At 68.4% G+C, this 12,484-nt stretch carries 15 protein-coding genes and 1 pseudogene; 7 read left to right on the forward strand and 9 right to left on the reverse strand.

The genetic code is table 11. The annotated features are described in order from the left end of the window. Nucleotides 1-178: 178 nt before the first annotated feature. The 5 genes from WMF44_RS40120 to WMF44_RS40140 all read left to right on the forward strand — a co-directional run bounded on the left by WMF44_RS40120 (nucleotide 179) and on the right by WMF44_RS40140 (nucleotide 3,639). Entirely contained in the window at nucleotides 179-925 is a 747-nt protein-coding gene (locus tag WMF44_RS40120; RefSeq protein WP_437295322.1) for a hypothetical protein, read from the forward strand. A gap of 11 nt (nucleotides 926-936) precedes the next feature. Beyond that, the gene (locus WMF44_RS40125; protein WP_437295323.1) at nucleotides 937-1,812 is read left to right on the forward strand and encodes a nucleotidyltransferase domain-containing protein; all 876 of its coding nucleotides are present in this window, start codon (nucleotides 937-939) and stop codon (nucleotides 1,810-1,812) included. A gap of 108 nt (nucleotides 1,813-1,920) precedes the next feature. After that, on the forward strand, nucleotides 1,921-2,136 hold the full coding sequence (locus WMF44_RS40130; protein WP_437295324.1) for a hypothetical protein: 216 nt from the start codon (nucleotides 1,921-1,923) through the stop codon (nucleotides 2,134-2,136). Next, complete coding sequence (locus WMF44_RS40135) at nucleotides 2,133-2,540, forward strand: HNH endonuclease (RefSeq protein ID WP_437295325.1); 408 nt, start codon at nucleotides 2,133-2,135, stop codon at nucleotides 2,538-2,540. The genes WMF44_RS40130 and WMF44_RS40135 overlap by 4 nt, the downstream gene beginning before the upstream one ends. 301 nt (nucleotides 2,541-2,841) lie before the next feature. Further along, complete coding sequence (locus tag WMF44_RS40140; protein WP_437295326.1) at nucleotides 2,842-3,639, forward strand: alpha/beta fold hydrolase; 798 nt, start codon at nucleotides 2,842-2,844, stop codon at nucleotides 3,637-3,639. 9 nt (nucleotides 3,640-3,648) lie between these two features. On the opposite strand, the gene WMF44_RS40145 is transcribed toward WMF44_RS40140, so the two are convergent. From WMF44_RS40145 to WMF44_RS40170, 6 genes and pseudogenes are all read right to left on the reverse strand, one after another. Then, entirely contained in the window at nucleotides 3,649-4,872 is a 1,224-nt protein-coding gene (locus WMF44_RS40145; RefSeq protein ID WP_437295327.1) for an MFS transporter, read from the reverse strand. After that, nucleotides 4,872-5,204 (reverse strand): hypothetical protein, encoded by a 333-nt coding sequence (locus WMF44_RS40150; RefSeq protein ID WP_437295328.1) that lies wholly within the window; start codon nucleotides 5,202-5,204, stop codon nucleotides 4,872-4,874. Before WMF44_RS40150 ends, WMF44_RS40145 begins: the two co-directional genes overlap by 1 nt. Nucleotides 5,205-5,244: 40 nt before the next feature. Next, on the reverse strand, nucleotides 5,245-5,865 hold the full coding sequence (locus tag WMF44_RS40155; protein WP_437295329.1) for a glutathione S-transferase family protein: 621 nt from the start codon (nucleotides 5,863-5,865) through the stop codon (nucleotides 5,245-5,247). A gap of 698 nt (nucleotides 5,866-6,563) precedes the next feature. Then, entirely contained in the window at nucleotides 6,564-7,127 is a 564-nt protein-coding gene (locus tag WMF44_RS40160; RefSeq protein WP_437295330.1) for a cysteine hydrolase family protein, read from the reverse strand. 897 nt (nucleotides 7,128-8,024) lie between these two features. Then, a pseudogene (locus WMF44_RS40165) lies at nucleotides 8,025-8,566 on the reverse strand (JAB domain-containing protein); the annotation flags it as partial. Between the two features lie 196 nt (nucleotides 8,567-8,762). Continuing rightward, nucleotides 8,763-9,158 carry a winged helix-turn-helix transcriptional regulator gene (locus WMF44_RS40170; RefSeq protein ID WP_437295331.1) on the reverse strand — a complete coding sequence of 132 codons (396 nt, stop codon included), beginning with the start codon at nucleotides 9,156-9,158 and terminating at the stop codon, nucleotides 8,763-8,765. Nucleotides 9,159-9,306: 148 nt separating this feature from the next. On the opposite strand from WMF44_RS40170, the gene WMF44_RS40175 reads away from it, so the two are divergent. Beyond that, entirely contained in the window at nucleotides 9,307-10,113 is an 807-nt protein-coding gene (locus WMF44_RS40175; protein ID WP_437301668.1) for an SDR family oxidoreductase, read from the forward strand. Between the two features lie 423 nt (nucleotides 10,114-10,536). Further along, the gene (locus tag WMF44_RS40180; RefSeq protein ID WP_437295332.1) at nucleotides 10,537-11,241 is read left to right on the forward strand and encodes an NADPH-dependent F420 reductase; all 705 of its coding nucleotides are present in this window, start codon (nucleotides 10,537-10,539) and stop codon (nucleotides 11,239-11,241) included. Between the two features lie 55 nt (nucleotides 11,242-11,296). Here the strand turns inward: WMF44_RS40180 and WMF44_RS40185 are convergent, their stop codons facing one another. The 3 genes from WMF44_RS40185 to WMF44_RS40195 are packed head-to-tail and all read right to left on the reverse strand — an operon-like array spanning nucleotide 11,297 to nucleotide 12,134. Further along, entirely contained in the window at nucleotides 11,297-11,431 is a 135-nt protein-coding gene (locus WMF44_RS40185; RefSeq protein ID WP_437295333.1) for a hypothetical protein, read from the reverse strand. 48 nt (nucleotides 11,432-11,479) lie between these two features. Then, nucleotides 11,480-11,968: a hypothetical protein gene (locus WMF44_RS40190; RefSeq protein ID WP_437295334.1), complete on the reverse strand. Its 489-nt coding sequence runs from the start codon at nucleotides 11,966-11,968 to the stop codon at nucleotides 11,480-11,482. Further along, entirely contained in the window at nucleotides 11,943-12,134 is a 192-nt protein-coding gene (locus WMF44_RS40195; protein ID WP_061613758.1) for a hypothetical protein, read from the reverse strand. Before WMF44_RS40195 ends, WMF44_RS40190 begins: the two co-directional genes overlap by 26 nt. Nucleotides 12,135-12,484: the final 350 nt, after the last annotated feature.

Below are 12,484 nucleotides of genomic sequence, written 5' to 3' on the forward strand. Positions count from 1 at the left end.
GTCTTCCCAGATCGCACGTGTGGAAAGAGAGAACTGCTGCCAAACCCGCCGCCGAGCGGCCGACCGTTGGGCAGCCCGCCAATGACCATTTTCGAGCCTCAGCTTCGTCGTACGGGTCGCCCCCCATCGATACGCAGCGACTCGTTCACGGAGGGCTCCCAGGACCGCGAGGCAATCCATGAGCATGTATTATTCTCATCTGCTCGTCCCGCTCGATCCGAGCTTGGCCTTCAAGGCGGAGGCGATGACTGCGTTTCTCGAAGCCGCAATGAGTGCTGGGTTCGTCGGGAAGGACCCCGAGCGATTTGTGCGAACGGACCCTGAGCCCGTTGGGTCCTTCGTGTTCACCATGTCGCGCGGGATGCCCAAGGCAGGCAAGTACCGCGGGCGCAATCCGGGCTCGTGGCTGCGTCCCGACTCCGCGGAGGAGCTCTGCCATTCTCTGGAGAATGATGACAACGTTCAAGCCACGATCTGGAGCGAACTCCGACCGAAGCGACCACCTCTGCTTGCGCTCGAAGCGCTCCAAGGCGGGGCGCGGTTCGACATGACGCAAGCGCAGTTCGACGACGTCTACTACGTCGCGATCACATGCCATCGTACCCAGGTGCCCGTGTCGATGTCCGAAGGCCGCGACGCCGAGGAGGCGGCGCTCGATTTCGGAGCGCGCATGGATCTCGTGGACGTTCCGGCGTATGCCATCGCCAATTACCCCCACAAGGCCGGGCACATGGAGATCGCCGGAGTCGCCGCCGCTCGTTCATGGGTGAGCATCACCTTTGGCAACTACGTTTTTCCGCCTGCCCGGCTCTTCGAAGACCTGTTCTCGCGCGAGGGAGGTCTTCCCTTTGCTGTGCCGGACTTCACGGCGCTCGCCGAGCGATACCTCGGCTGCGATCTCCGCCAGACGTGCCATTTTTGCTGACGTGCCTCCCCGTGTCCAGAGATCCGGCTCCGCAGCTGCCCGACCGGCGGCAGCAGCCGACGCCGCCACGCGGCGCGGCTGAGCCGCAGATCGTTGGGCAGGCAGATGAGACGACCTCGGAGAACAAAATGAGCCCCGATAAACTTGCCATGTGCAGCTGGCCCGACCTCCCGCCGAGGTATGCAACAGCGCTCCGCGCGGTCGTCGCGTTCGTATTCGAGACGTTCGAGCCGCGGGCGATCGTCGCCGCGGGGTCGGTCGTCCGCGGCGCAGGGGATCGAAACAGCGATCTCGACATCTTCGTCATACAGGAGCGTCCGTACAAGCAGCGTCTACAGCGGCGGTTCGGCGACGTTCCGGTCGAGATCTTCGTCAACCCGGCACGCGCGATTCGAGCGTACTTCGCCAGCGAGCACGAGCTCGGTCGCCCCTCCGCGGCGCACATGATCGCCACGGGCTTCCCTGTGTTCGGCGGCCAAGCGATCGATGCCCTGCGAGAGGAGGCCGCCGAGTGGCTGAAGAAGCGCGCCGCGCTCACTCCGGATGAGGACGCGTTCGCTCGTTATTCAGCGGCGACACTCCTGGAAGACGGCGAGGACATCGCGGAGCGCGATCCCGCCATGGCCAGCGCGTTGCTCGGTGAGGCGGTCATGGAGATGCTCCGGTACCACCTCCGCGCGGAGCGCGGGACGGTACCAGGGAACAAACACCTGCTGCTCGAGGTCGAGCGCAGCGACCGTGAAGTCGCCGAGGTGGCGCGTCGCTTCTTCGGGGTCTCCACGATCGAGGAGCGGCAGCTCGCGGCGCGAGCCCTGGCGGACCGCACCATCCGTGCACGGGGCTTCTTCGAGTGGGACTCCGAGAAGATCCCCGTGCCGGAGGACTGACACGGGGGCCCGGGCGTGGAGCGGCTTCGCCCTCCCGAGGCGGGCGGAGCTTGAGGCGACGGCGGAGGGATGGCATGCTCTCCGTGCCGACGTCGGACGGAGAACCTCATGGAAAGGCGAACCCTCGAACAGCTTGAGGCGGCGCTCGATGCCGTCAGCAGAGACCTCTCCCCACGCGTCCAGGAGCTCGCTCAGAAGAGCACCGAAGGCGCGCTCACCCCGGAGGAGCAAAGGGAGTACGCAGAGATCGTCCGCTTGAACGACAGGCTCAGCCTCCTCAAGCTCGAGGCCGAGGAGTTCTGGACGATGCGCGCGGCTTCGTGAAGATCTCGAACGATGTGCGGGAGGCGGTGCAGCGGCGCGCCCAAGGCGCGTGTGAGTACTGCCGGCTTCCTCAAGCAGGTTCAATCCTTCCCCATCAAGTCGATCACATCATCGGGAGGCAGCATCGTGGCTCCGACGATGTTGCCAACCTGTGCCTTTGCTGCATCCATTGCAACCTGAAGAAGGGACCTAACATCGCCTCCATTGATCCGCAGACTGGGATCCTCGTGGCGCTATATCACCCCAGGTGTCACTCTTGGCGCGAGCACTTCATGGTCGCGATTGAGGGTACCATTCAAGGCCTGACGGCCGAGGGGCGCGCCACAGTCCAGCTCCTGGACATGAACGGTGAGGACCGAGTTCGCCTGCGTGCGTTATTATTGCGCCGAAATCGGTACCCGTGAGTCGGCGCGGCGGCGCGCGCCGAGCACGCCGCTGCTGCCGAGGGCGCTCCGCGCCGCGGGACGCCGGCAACCGGCAAGAAGTCAGCCCGTATGCATCCGTCCCACGCTCGTGTGCGTGTTGACGACGGCTGGGTACTCGGTATGAGTTCGGCACTTGGCTCCATTCCGCGGCGAGAGGTTTGAACAATGACTCAAGGCGCTGCGCGGACCGCTCGGAAGCACTCACGTCGAGATTTCTCGAGTATTTGGACATGAACCACTTCATCACACGTGCGAAGCTGCGGCAGGCAGGGACAGTTCCATGACGACCTGGATCAGCGGAGTCTGCGAGACGAACGGCATCACCATCCACTACCTCCGGACGGGAGGCGCCAAGGTTCCCGTCGTCCTGCTCCATGGATTGATGGGGAGCGGCGCCTGCTGGACTCCCCTGGCGCGGGCGCTCGAAGGGGAGTTCGACGTCGTCATGCCCGACGCCCGAGGGCACGGCGGCTCGAGCGCGCCGCACCACGGATACCGGTACGACGATCACGCGAGCGACGTCGTAGGCCTCATCCGCGGCCTTTCGCTCTCTCGTCCGGTCCTGCTCGGCCACTCGATGGGCGGCATGACCGCCGCGGTGGTGGCGAGCCGAGGGGCGGGGGTCCTCCGCGGCCTCATCCTTGTCGACCCGACGTTCTTGAGCCCGGAGCGCCAGCGCGAGGTGCACGCCAGCGACGTCGCAGATCAACACCGCCAGGCCCTCGACTTGCAGAAGTCTGACCTCGTTGCGAAGGCCCGAGCCCGAGACCCGCGTCGCTCGCTCGAGATCATCGAGCTGCAAGCCGAGGCGAGGCTGAAGACCCGCATGGACGCGTTCGACGTCCTCACGCCGCCCAACCCCGCGTACCGCGACGTGGTGAGCGCGATCGACGTCCCGAGCCTGCTCGTCATCGGTGACGACAGCCCTGTCGTCACGCTCGAGATGGCGACGGAGCTGCGGAGTCTCAATCCTCGCGTGCGAATCGAACAGGTACAGGACGCCGGCCACGGCCTTCCGTTTCAACAACCCGAGCGCCTGGGAGAGGTGGTCCTTTCGTTCTTGCGTGGTCTGGCGTAGCTGCCGCGGTCACTCCGGCTCGCCCTCGGCGAGCGCGACGCGCTGGGCGTTCGCGATCAGGACGCCGCGCCCGTGCCAGACCATCAGCACCGCATAGAGCGCCGCGAGCACGCGAAAGCCGCTGAACAGGCCGAAGCGCTGGCCGAGCGAGCCGCCCGCCACCGCGCCGATCAGGCCCCCGGCCGGCCCCGAGAGCGAGAACAGGCCGCCCACCCGGCCGCGGCCGAGCTCGGCGGTGAGCGCCGCGAAGCGATTGACGCTCGTGAGGTGCTGCACGCCCAGCCCGAGCCCGAGCAAGACCGCCCCGATCCACAGCGAGGCGACGCCGAGGGGGAAAGCGAGCAGGAGCTCGGTCGCGAGCAGCAGCGAGAAGGCGATCGCGTAGCGGGCGGAGTCGCGCAGCGGCGCCAGGGCGCCCCCGGCGAGGAGCAAGGTCAGCACGAACACGGCGCCCTGGAGTGTCACGAGGGTCGCGGCCTGGGGCACCGAGAGGTGAAACTCGCGGATCCCGATCAACACAACGAACACGGCGAAGTAGGACATCGCCATCTGACCACACAGCTCGATGAGCATGCTCTGGCGCAGCTCGCGGCGAGACAGGATGATCCCGACCTGCCCGCGCAGGCGCTCGAGGAGCGGCGTGGCCGAGCGCCCGCGGCCGGGAGGCGCCCCGGAGAGCACGCGATCGCCGACGAAGACCGTCGCCAGCAGCCCGAGGCCGGTCACCACGAACACGCCTGTGTAGCCGAGCAGGCCGAGGAGCTGCGCGCCGAGCATCGGGCCCACGAAGAACATGCCGAGCGAGTGGGACGCGCGCTGCCAGCCTGCCTTGCGCGGGCCGAGGCGAGGAAGCAGGTGAAGGAACTCGGTCTGGGTCGCGACCATGCGAAACGGGTTGAGCAGCCCGAAGAGGACCACGCCCGCGATGAGCTGCCAGGGCCGATCCATGTGGGTGAAGCCGATCAGGTACAGCGCCGCGCCCGCGAGGCCGCCGAAGCGGAACAGCGGCCGGCTGCCGTGGCGGTCGATCAAGCCGCCGACCGGCATCGAGAGCAGCAGCATGCCGGTGAACTGCAGGCCGCCGACAAGGCCGATCTGCCAGGGGGAGGCGTGGAGCGAGGCGGCATACAGCGGCAGGACCACCTTGGCCACGCCGTTGCTCGAGCCCGCGAGCAGGCCGAGCACCATGAAGCCGAGGAGATAACGCTGGGGGAGAGGCGGCGAAGGTGTCATCACGCGAACCGAGGCGAGCGGCCGGTCGAGCGGCGTGTCCGTCCGCCGTACCGAGTCGGGTCGTGCTGCCGCGCGGGCGCCCTGCAAGCCACGCTCCCGAGCCGGAGCAGGCCCAGGGCGACGGCCTCGTCGCCGCGCCGCCCGCGGCCTGCTGCTCCAGCAGCACACGCGCAGCACGCGCCTGGTGCTGACGCAGCAAGGGAGTATTCGGTATTCCGGATACACGTCGTCCGGAGCGGACGTTCGCGCAGCCTGGCGAGCAGCCGGTAGTTCATCCAGTCGGCCTGGCCGTCGGGGTGGCCGCCGCCGCGGCTGGCGCTCATGAAGCTCATGAGATGGCCGCCAGCGCGGCTGGGCGGCCAGGGCGAGACTTCAGCCCGGCCTGACGCGCTTGGCCGCAGGCCGGCTCGTGCAGCGGGCGATCCACGCGTTCACGTTCGCGAAAGGCGAGAGGTCCACGCCGAAGCGGGCCAGGAACGGCAGCGCCGTCACGAGCGACACGTCGGCGAGCGAGAACTGGTTGCCCACGAGGTACTCCTTGCCCTCGAGCGCGCGGTCGAGGATCTCGATCCCGTTCGCGAGGTCCTGCTTCGCGCCCTCGGCCACCTTGGGGTTGCGCTCGTCGGCGGGGAAGCGCTCCAGGGTGTTGCGCAGGAGCCGCGTCGTCGCCTCGAACAGCGTGACGTTGCCCCAGGCCATCCACTTGAACGCCTCGGCGCGATCGGCGTTGAGCGGCGGGAAGAGGCCCTTGTCCACGCCGAAGCGCTCGCCGAGGTAGAGCAGGATCGCGAGCCCCTCGAAGATCGGCTTCCCCTCCGCGACAAGCAGCGGGACCTTGCCGTTCGGGTTGAGCGCGAGGTACTCGGGCTTGCGCTGATCTCCCGCCGCGAGGTCGAGCTTGACCTTCTCGTAGGGGACGCCGAGCTCCTCGAGCGCCCAGTGCACCCGGTCTGCGCTCGTCATGGGGGCGTAATAGAATTTGAGGTCGGACATGCGGCGAGCAGAGCCCCGCCGCGCGCGAGCCGCAAGGGGCTTCGTTCGACGCGCATGAGCTCGCTCTCGATCGACATGCTCACCGACGAGCGCGTCAACGACGCGCCGGCAGTCGGTGACCATGGGCTGCCTTCGCTTCCTCGATGAACTCCAGTGCCTTGCGCATCCGCTCGACTCTCTCTGTGGGAGTCAAGCGCAGGTTCTCGGCGATGAGCGATGCATCAACGCCAGAGGGGACTCTTTCGAGTATCCGCTGATCCCAGCTCTTCTCGGCGTCGGATGGTTCAGTCCCTGTTCGTTCGGCTGGGCGGTCAAGCATCGGCTCCGGGCTCCTGACCCCTGTACCATGGCGGGGATCCCTGACGAAAGCGAGCGAGCATGGCTCCCGAAGCCGGCCGGTTGTCATCGCCCTGAGTGCATACGCCCGTCGCAGCCCTCCCGCCTTGGACGTCGCAGCGGTCGGGCGGCTGCCACCGCCCGACCTCGAGAGCGCCTTTCTCGCGCGCCATCCAGGTCGAGGTCGCACGTCGGGCGCGCGACTTCCTTCCTAGCCGGGAGGAGCTGCGCAAGGCGGCACACGCCGCGAGGGGGGCCGGCCGCCGCGGGTGGAGCCCGGATCGCACGGCTGGAAACCAGCCGCGTGCTGAGCGAGGCGATCGGGCTGTACCGCGCCGCGGGCTACCGCGAGGTCGAGCCGTTCAACGGGGAGCCGTACGCGCACCGCGAGCAGGCCACTCCGCGCACGTAACGATTTCCGCTCCCCTGCTGGGAAAGACGGTGTTGACGAGGAGCTCGTGCACCGCCGGGTCCGGGTCGGCGCAGCCGTCGCGGAGCACGGTCAGCCCGTAGCCCCGGTCCGACGCGTCGTACAGCGTGGCCGCGACCATGGCGCTCGTCGCGACACCAGTGAGCGCGAGCGAGTCCACGCCGCGGGCGCGGAGCACCAGATCGAGATCCGTTCCTGCGAACGCGCTCGTGCGCCGCTTGAGCACGACGACGTCGTCTGCGGTGACCTCCAGCGCGACCGCCGTACCCGGCGAACCCTCGTGGAACAGATCACCGGCCCGGTGGAAGGCCGCGAAGACCTCACCCGCCAAGTCCGCGCCGTTGGCCCGAAACGCGGTACGCACGAACACGACCAGCACCCCGGCTGCGCGGGCTCGCGGCAGCAGCTCGGTCACCGGCGGCACCACGGCCTTCGTGAACGGATAATTGTCGAGAATCCCGACCTGGAGGTCACCGACGATCAGCGCGCTACTCATGGTGCGAGCTTCTTCATCCGGCGGCCCACCGTCAATAGCACACTGACGCCGGGACGGTCGTTGAGGTTCGCGGGGCAGGTCTTCTGCCCTCCCTTGGCGATCAGGCCTTGCCTCAGGCACGACCCTCGATGGCCCGTCGACCGGCACACGCACCACGTGCTCGCCGGCGTCGTCGTTCGCGCCCAGCGGCGCGCCGCGCGTGCGCCTCTCATCGGCATGCCCATGCGCTCGTGCACGTACTCGCCCGCGTTCAGGTTCGTGCCATGCTGACGCCGCGCCATGATGTGACCGCCCGCACGCCGATGAGCAGCGTGGAGTCACCTCGCGAGAGATCCGGGGGGAGTTCGAAGCAGCAGCTCCACCGTAACCGAGCGGGCGAAGACGCGGCGCGCGAGGCGGAGGCGAGTGACGACCGTCGGGCGCGGGAGCGAGAGGGAGGCGGCGACGAAGGCGGCGAGTTGGTCAGGAGTGACGGCGGGGAGTTCATGTCGGCGGTAAGCCTTATCGCGGTGGTGCGAGGCTTGCGGCGACGCCACACCGACGAGCCCGGTGCGGAGGGCGTCGGCGGGAACAAGAGCCCTGCCGACCGGATTGGCCTGCCAGCCTGGGCGCAGCAACTGCTCCGCCGGTCCGGACGGTCGAATTGGTGGTTCACAGGAAGCAGGCCTTCCTCTTTCGCACCGGCCCGGGTGAGCCAGAGATCAACCTTGGAGCTAAACTCAGCGTTTCCCAAGGTTTGCTCACGAGATCCGAAGAATCGGAGTGACCCGACCCAGGTTTGATGTAGACTCAGAGCCGCCGGCGTTCAAGCATCGGTGCCACTGGCCACCACGAGCTGCCTGGCGCGGAACAGTGGACGCGGCTCGACCCAGGTTCACGGCGCGGCCTCTCGTCTTGGCGCAGCTCCAGGGTCATCGCTTCGTCCTCGCGGGTCGGCGTCGGGTCGCCGCTCGGGTGGTTATGGGCCAGGACGAAGCTGTGGGCTGCCATGTCCAGCGCCGTGCGCAGGACGGTCGAGCGGCCGACGTAGAGGGCGTCGTCGGAACCGCGGGCGAGCAAGCGCGTCTCGCGGACGCGGCCGTGGGTGTCGAGCGCTGCTGTCCAGAGCTCCTCGTGGACCAGGGACGCCAGCCTCGGGCCGAAGTAACGCGCCACGCGGGCGGCGTCGGTGAGGAGCGCGCCCCGGCGCGCACGGGCGGCGTAGTAGCGGCGGCCGAGCTCGAAGGTGGCGGCGAGCCGGGTCGCGTCGAACAGCGCGATCTGGGCGCGCTCAGCGAGGCCGCAGGCGAGAGGCGGCCGAGGGAGGGGAGAGCGGCCGTGCCGAGGAGGCGTGGCCCGACGCCGGGTAGGCCGAGCACCATCTCGAGGAGGGCGGCCTCGGGCGCGGTCGGGAGATCGGCCAGCGTCTCGGCGGGGGCGTCCACGGGGGCGCGGCTCATCGGGCTCATCGGGGCCACCTCCGAGAGCGGGTGAGCGCGCCGGCGAAGTGGAGTCTGCGAAACGAACGGCATCGACATTCACTACCTCCGAGCTGGAGGCGCCGAGGTTCCCCTCGTTCTGCTCCATGGATTGATGGGGAGGTCCGCGGATGCGGTCACGCCGACTCGCCCTCGGCGAGCGCCACCGGGGCAGCCATCACGAACGCGAATCGACGGGAGAGGACGCGCCGCGCTTGGCTGCCCATCGCAGCAGCGTGTCCAGCGCCGGGCAGAGCGCTTGTCCCCACTCGGTGAGCCCGTACTCGACCCGGGGCGGCACCTCGGGGTGCGTGACGCGCCAGATCATCCCGTCGCGCTCCATCTGCCGGAGCTGCTGGATCAGCATCTTCTGCGAGATGCCAGGGATGGCGCGCTCGAGCTCCGAGAAGCGCTGCACCTTCCCTCCGAAGAGGCGGAAGAGGATCACCAGCTTCCAGCGCCCCTTGAGGAGCTCGAGGGCCTGCTCGACACGCTCGGCGGCGATCTCGGGAGTCGCCGGCTCGTCGTACTCACCTTCAGGTGCGTACCCCACCTTTTCGTGCGTTCTTGCCACCCGATGAGCCTAGCCCAACTTTGCGTGCGAGGGGGGCCCACGCGCCGGGCCGCGAGTCATCGTCCCTCAGGAGGAATCACCGCCCATGCAAGTACCTGAACCGCTCGCAGGGGACGTCGCCGCGCAGAACGCGCGGAGCGTCGATGCCATGCGCGCCAACTCCCGAAGATTCTCGATCGATCCCGAGGAGTTCGCCGGCAAGCGCGTGCTCGTCACAGGCGGCACCAAGGGGGCGGGCGAGGCCATCGTCCGCCGCCTCGGCGCGGCGGGCGCCGTGACGGCGACCACGGCGCGCTCTGCGCTCCCGGCAGGCCAGTCGCCGAACGTCTTCGTACAGGCCGACCTCGCCACGGTGGCAGGGGCGGACGCCGTCGTCCGCGCGGTCCTGGGCGAGCTTGGCGGGATCGACATCCTGGTCCACAGCGTCGGCGGCTCCTCTGCGCCGGGCGGCGGCTTCGCGTCGCTCACCGAGGACATCTGGCACGACGAGCTGTCGCTCAACCTCATGGCCGCCGTGCGTCTCGATCGCGCGCTCCTCCCGCACATGATCGCGCGAGGCGCGGGGGTCGTCCTCCACGTTTCGTCCATCCAGCGCCGGCTCCCTCTCCACGACGCGACGATCGCGTACGCGTCGGCGAAAGCCGCGTTGTCCACGTACAGCAAGGCGCTCTCCAAGGAGCTGGGACCGAAGGGCGTCCGCGTGAACTCGATCGCCCCGGGATGGATCCGCACGACGGCAGCCGACGCCCTGGTGAAGCGCCTTGCCGACGACGCCGGTACGGATGAAGACACGGCCCGGCAGGGCATCATGAACGCGCTCGGTGGTATCCCCCTCGGGCGTCCCGCATGGCCCGAAGAGGTCGCGGAGCTCGTCGCATTCCTTGCCTCCGACAGGGCGTCGTCCATCCATGGGAGCGAGTACCTGATCGACGGGGGCACTGTGCCCACCGTTTGACGGCAAACACCGGATCCACCCGGCACAACAAGTGGAAAACCACCATCCGCCAACCCATGGAGTGATAGCTGACAGATCGTTCAAACCGACGCCGCTTCGCGGCACGGCTCAACTCAGGCGCGGGCGGACGTTTGAGCTTGCTGCTCCCTCATCCCATCCCCGGGACGATGTCGCGCTGGCCGTGGACGACGCCTTGCTGCTCGTGAACGAGGTCGCCCTACCTTGGGGGCCAGGTCGTCATACCCCGAGGGCAAGCTCGTCCTGGGGGCAGCGTTCTCCTGCGCGGGCTGAGGGCGGCTGGTCGTGGTACAGCCCATCCCCGACGTGAACGGCGCGAGCGATCGCCCGTCTGCGTCAGACGATGCACCTGGACCGCCGGCGTCCGCGCTCGATCGCGGGCGGCTCGGCTCGAAGGAGTGACGAATGCAGATCGGAATCATCGGCGCCGGCTTGATCGGCGGGTCGCTGGCGAAGCTGTTGGGGAAGCTCGGTCACCAGGTCGTGATCGCGAACTCGCGCGGGCCGGACACGCTCCGCGAGCTTGCGGCCGAGACCGGGGCCACCCCCGTCTCGGCCGCGGAAGCCGCGCGCGGCGGCGAGATCGTGGTCGTTACGATCCCCCAGCGCGCAGTCGTGGACCTGCCGAAGGATCTCTTCGCCGGCGTGCCCGCCGACGTGGTCGTGATCGACACCAACAACTACTACCCGGTCCGCGACGGCAGCATCCCGGCCATCGAGGCGGGTCAGGTCGAGAGCGCGTGGGTCGCCGAGCAGATCGGGCGGCCGGTGGTCAAGGCGTTCAACAACATCTACTTCGAGAGCCTGCTCGCGAAGGGCAAGCCGAAGGGCACGCCGGGGCGCGTCGCGCTCCCGATCGCGGGGGATCCGCCGGAAGCGCGGGCGAAGGTCATGCGCCTCGTCGACGAGCTCGGCTTCGATGCGGTCGACGCGGGCGGCCTCGAGGACTCGTGGCGCCAGCAGCCGGGTACCCCCTGCTACATCCACGACCTCGACGCGCCTCGGCTGAAGGAGGCGCTCGCCGCGGCCGAACGGAGCCGCATCACCGAGTACCGCAAGGCCTCGGACGACTGGCTGCGATCGCTCATCGCGTCACATAGCCCGAGCTGATCCGAGCGCAAGCGGGATCGTCGGTCGCACCGGCTGCCTCGAGGACACAGTACCCTCAGATCGATCCAAGCGTCGCTGATGCAGCGAAGCTTCCCGAGCCGAGGCTGCCGCCGATGAACCACTCGCGGCCGAGGCTCTCGAGCGCGGCGGCCACGCGCAACGCGGAGACGACATCCGTCGAGCTGCTCATGACGTCACGCGGCGCCGGCAGGGCGGCAGATGCCAACTGCATCTGTGCTCAGGTCCGTCGCCGTTCGTCGAGCGTCGCACGGAGCACCTGGAGCATGAGCTGATCCTTGGGTCGGGTGAGCTTCTCCTTGATCGCGATGAGCCGTTCGAGCGTGATGACACGTATCGAGATCCCACCGAGATCCAGCCCCTCGCTGTCGGCCAAGAGTTCGTCGTACGATGTTCCTTCCTCGATTGTGCCCAGCAGGTCCAGCGTTCCCATGTTGGTCGCCAGCAGCTGGTGCCCAGTGGAGGCCAGATGAGAGGCGGTTGGTGAAAGCCTCCTCTGGAGATCTATCCGGTAGACGGCATCGAGCTCACGCAGCGCGCCGAGCAGCCGTTCGATATTGTCCGGCGTGCGAGCGTGTACGACGTCCAGATCGAACGTGTTGACGGGGGCTCCCTGGATCACGGCGGCGACGCCACCGACGACGATGAAGTCGACTCGATGCCGGGCGAGCACCCCGAGGAGCTCAGCGATCTTCGTCGGAGCGGGCATGCGGTTCTCGCGCGCGCCTGCTCTCGCGGGCGAGCGTGACGAAGTCGATGTGGGCCTGGAGGGTGGCGACCCGATCTGCTGGCGTGAGGCTCAGCATCCAGCGGATGAGCGTGAGGTCGACGCCGTCCTCATTGTAGACCGGAGGTGCCGCTTCAGGATCGACCATCTTGGGCGGAGCGTATCACGCACGGATGCGACGGACGAGCCTTCGCATCGCGGCGGGCTGTGCCGCACTCCAGCCAGGCATGCGACGCCAGGCGTCTCGCCGGCCCTCATTGCGCGGATCCTGCCCGGTGTTGTGACCAGAGACTTCCGCGATGGCCATCCACCAGGACGGACCAGATGGGGCGGGGGCGCCATCCGCCAGCCTGAGCCGCCGCTGCCGGAGGTTGGCCTCGTTCAGCTCGACCTTAGCCCGGTGTTGACGCTCAGGCTGGCTGATGGTCCGCCGAGCAGCCCGCTTGATGGCCATCGCGGGCGTGCGCGGTTGCGGTCAAGGAGGTATCCGCCCGGCGA

The sequence above is a fragment of the Sorangium sp. So ce426 genome, assembly GCF_051475585.1.
Lineage (GTDB): Bacteria > Myxococcota_A > Polyangia > Polyangiales > Polyangiaceae > Sorangium > Sorangium cellulosum_B.

Bases quoted from the DNA above. Each gene is read 5' to 3' on its own strand.
- WMF44_RS40120 (WP_437295322.1), top strand. From the start codon at position 179: ATGAGCATGTATTATTCTCATCTGCTCGTCCCGCTCGATCCGAGCTTG.
- WMF44_RS40130 (WP_437295324.1), top strand. From the start codon at position 1,921: ATGGAAAGGCGAACCCTCGAACAGCTTGAGGCGGCGCTCGATGCCGTC.
- WMF44_RS40140 (WP_437295326.1), top strand. From the start codon at position 2,842: ATGACGACCTGGATCAGCGGAGTCTGCGAGACGAACGGCATCACCATC.
- WMF44_RS40145 (WP_437295327.1), bottom strand. From the start codon at position 4,872: ATGACACCTTCGCCGCCTCTCCCCCAGCGTTATCTCCTCGGCTTCATG.
- WMF44_RS40150 (WP_437295328.1), bottom strand. From the start codon at position 5,204: ATGAGCTTCATGAGCGCCAGCCGCGGCGGCGGCCACCCCGACGGCCAG.
- WMF44_RS40155 (WP_437295329.1), bottom strand. From the start codon at position 5,865: ATGTCCGACCTCAAATTCTATTACGCCCCCATGACGAGCGCAGACCGG.
- WMF44_RS40160 (WP_437295330.1), bottom strand. From the start codon at position 7,127: ATGAGTAGCGCGCTGATCGTCGGTGACCTCCAGGTCGGGATTCTCGAC.
- WMF44_RS40175 (WP_437301668.1), top strand. From the start codon at position 9,307: ATGCGCGCCAACTCCCGAAGATTCTCGATCGATCCCGAGGAGTTCGCC.
- WMF44_RS40180 (WP_437295332.1), top strand. From the start codon at position 10,537: ATGCAGATCGGAATCATCGGCGCCGGCTTGATCGGCGGGTCGCTGGCG.
- WMF44_RS40185 (WP_437295333.1), bottom strand. From the start codon at position 11,431: ATGAGCAGCTCGACGGATGTCGTCTCCGCGTTGCGCGTGGCCGCCGCG.
- WMF44_RS40190 (WP_437295334.1), bottom strand. From the start codon at position 11,968: ATGCCCGCTCCGACGAAGATCGCTGAGCTCCTCGGGGTGCTCGCCCGG.
- WMF44_RS40195 (WP_061613758.1), bottom strand. From the start codon at position 12,134: ATGGTCGATCCTGAAGCGGCACCTCCGGTCTACAATGAGGACGGCGTC.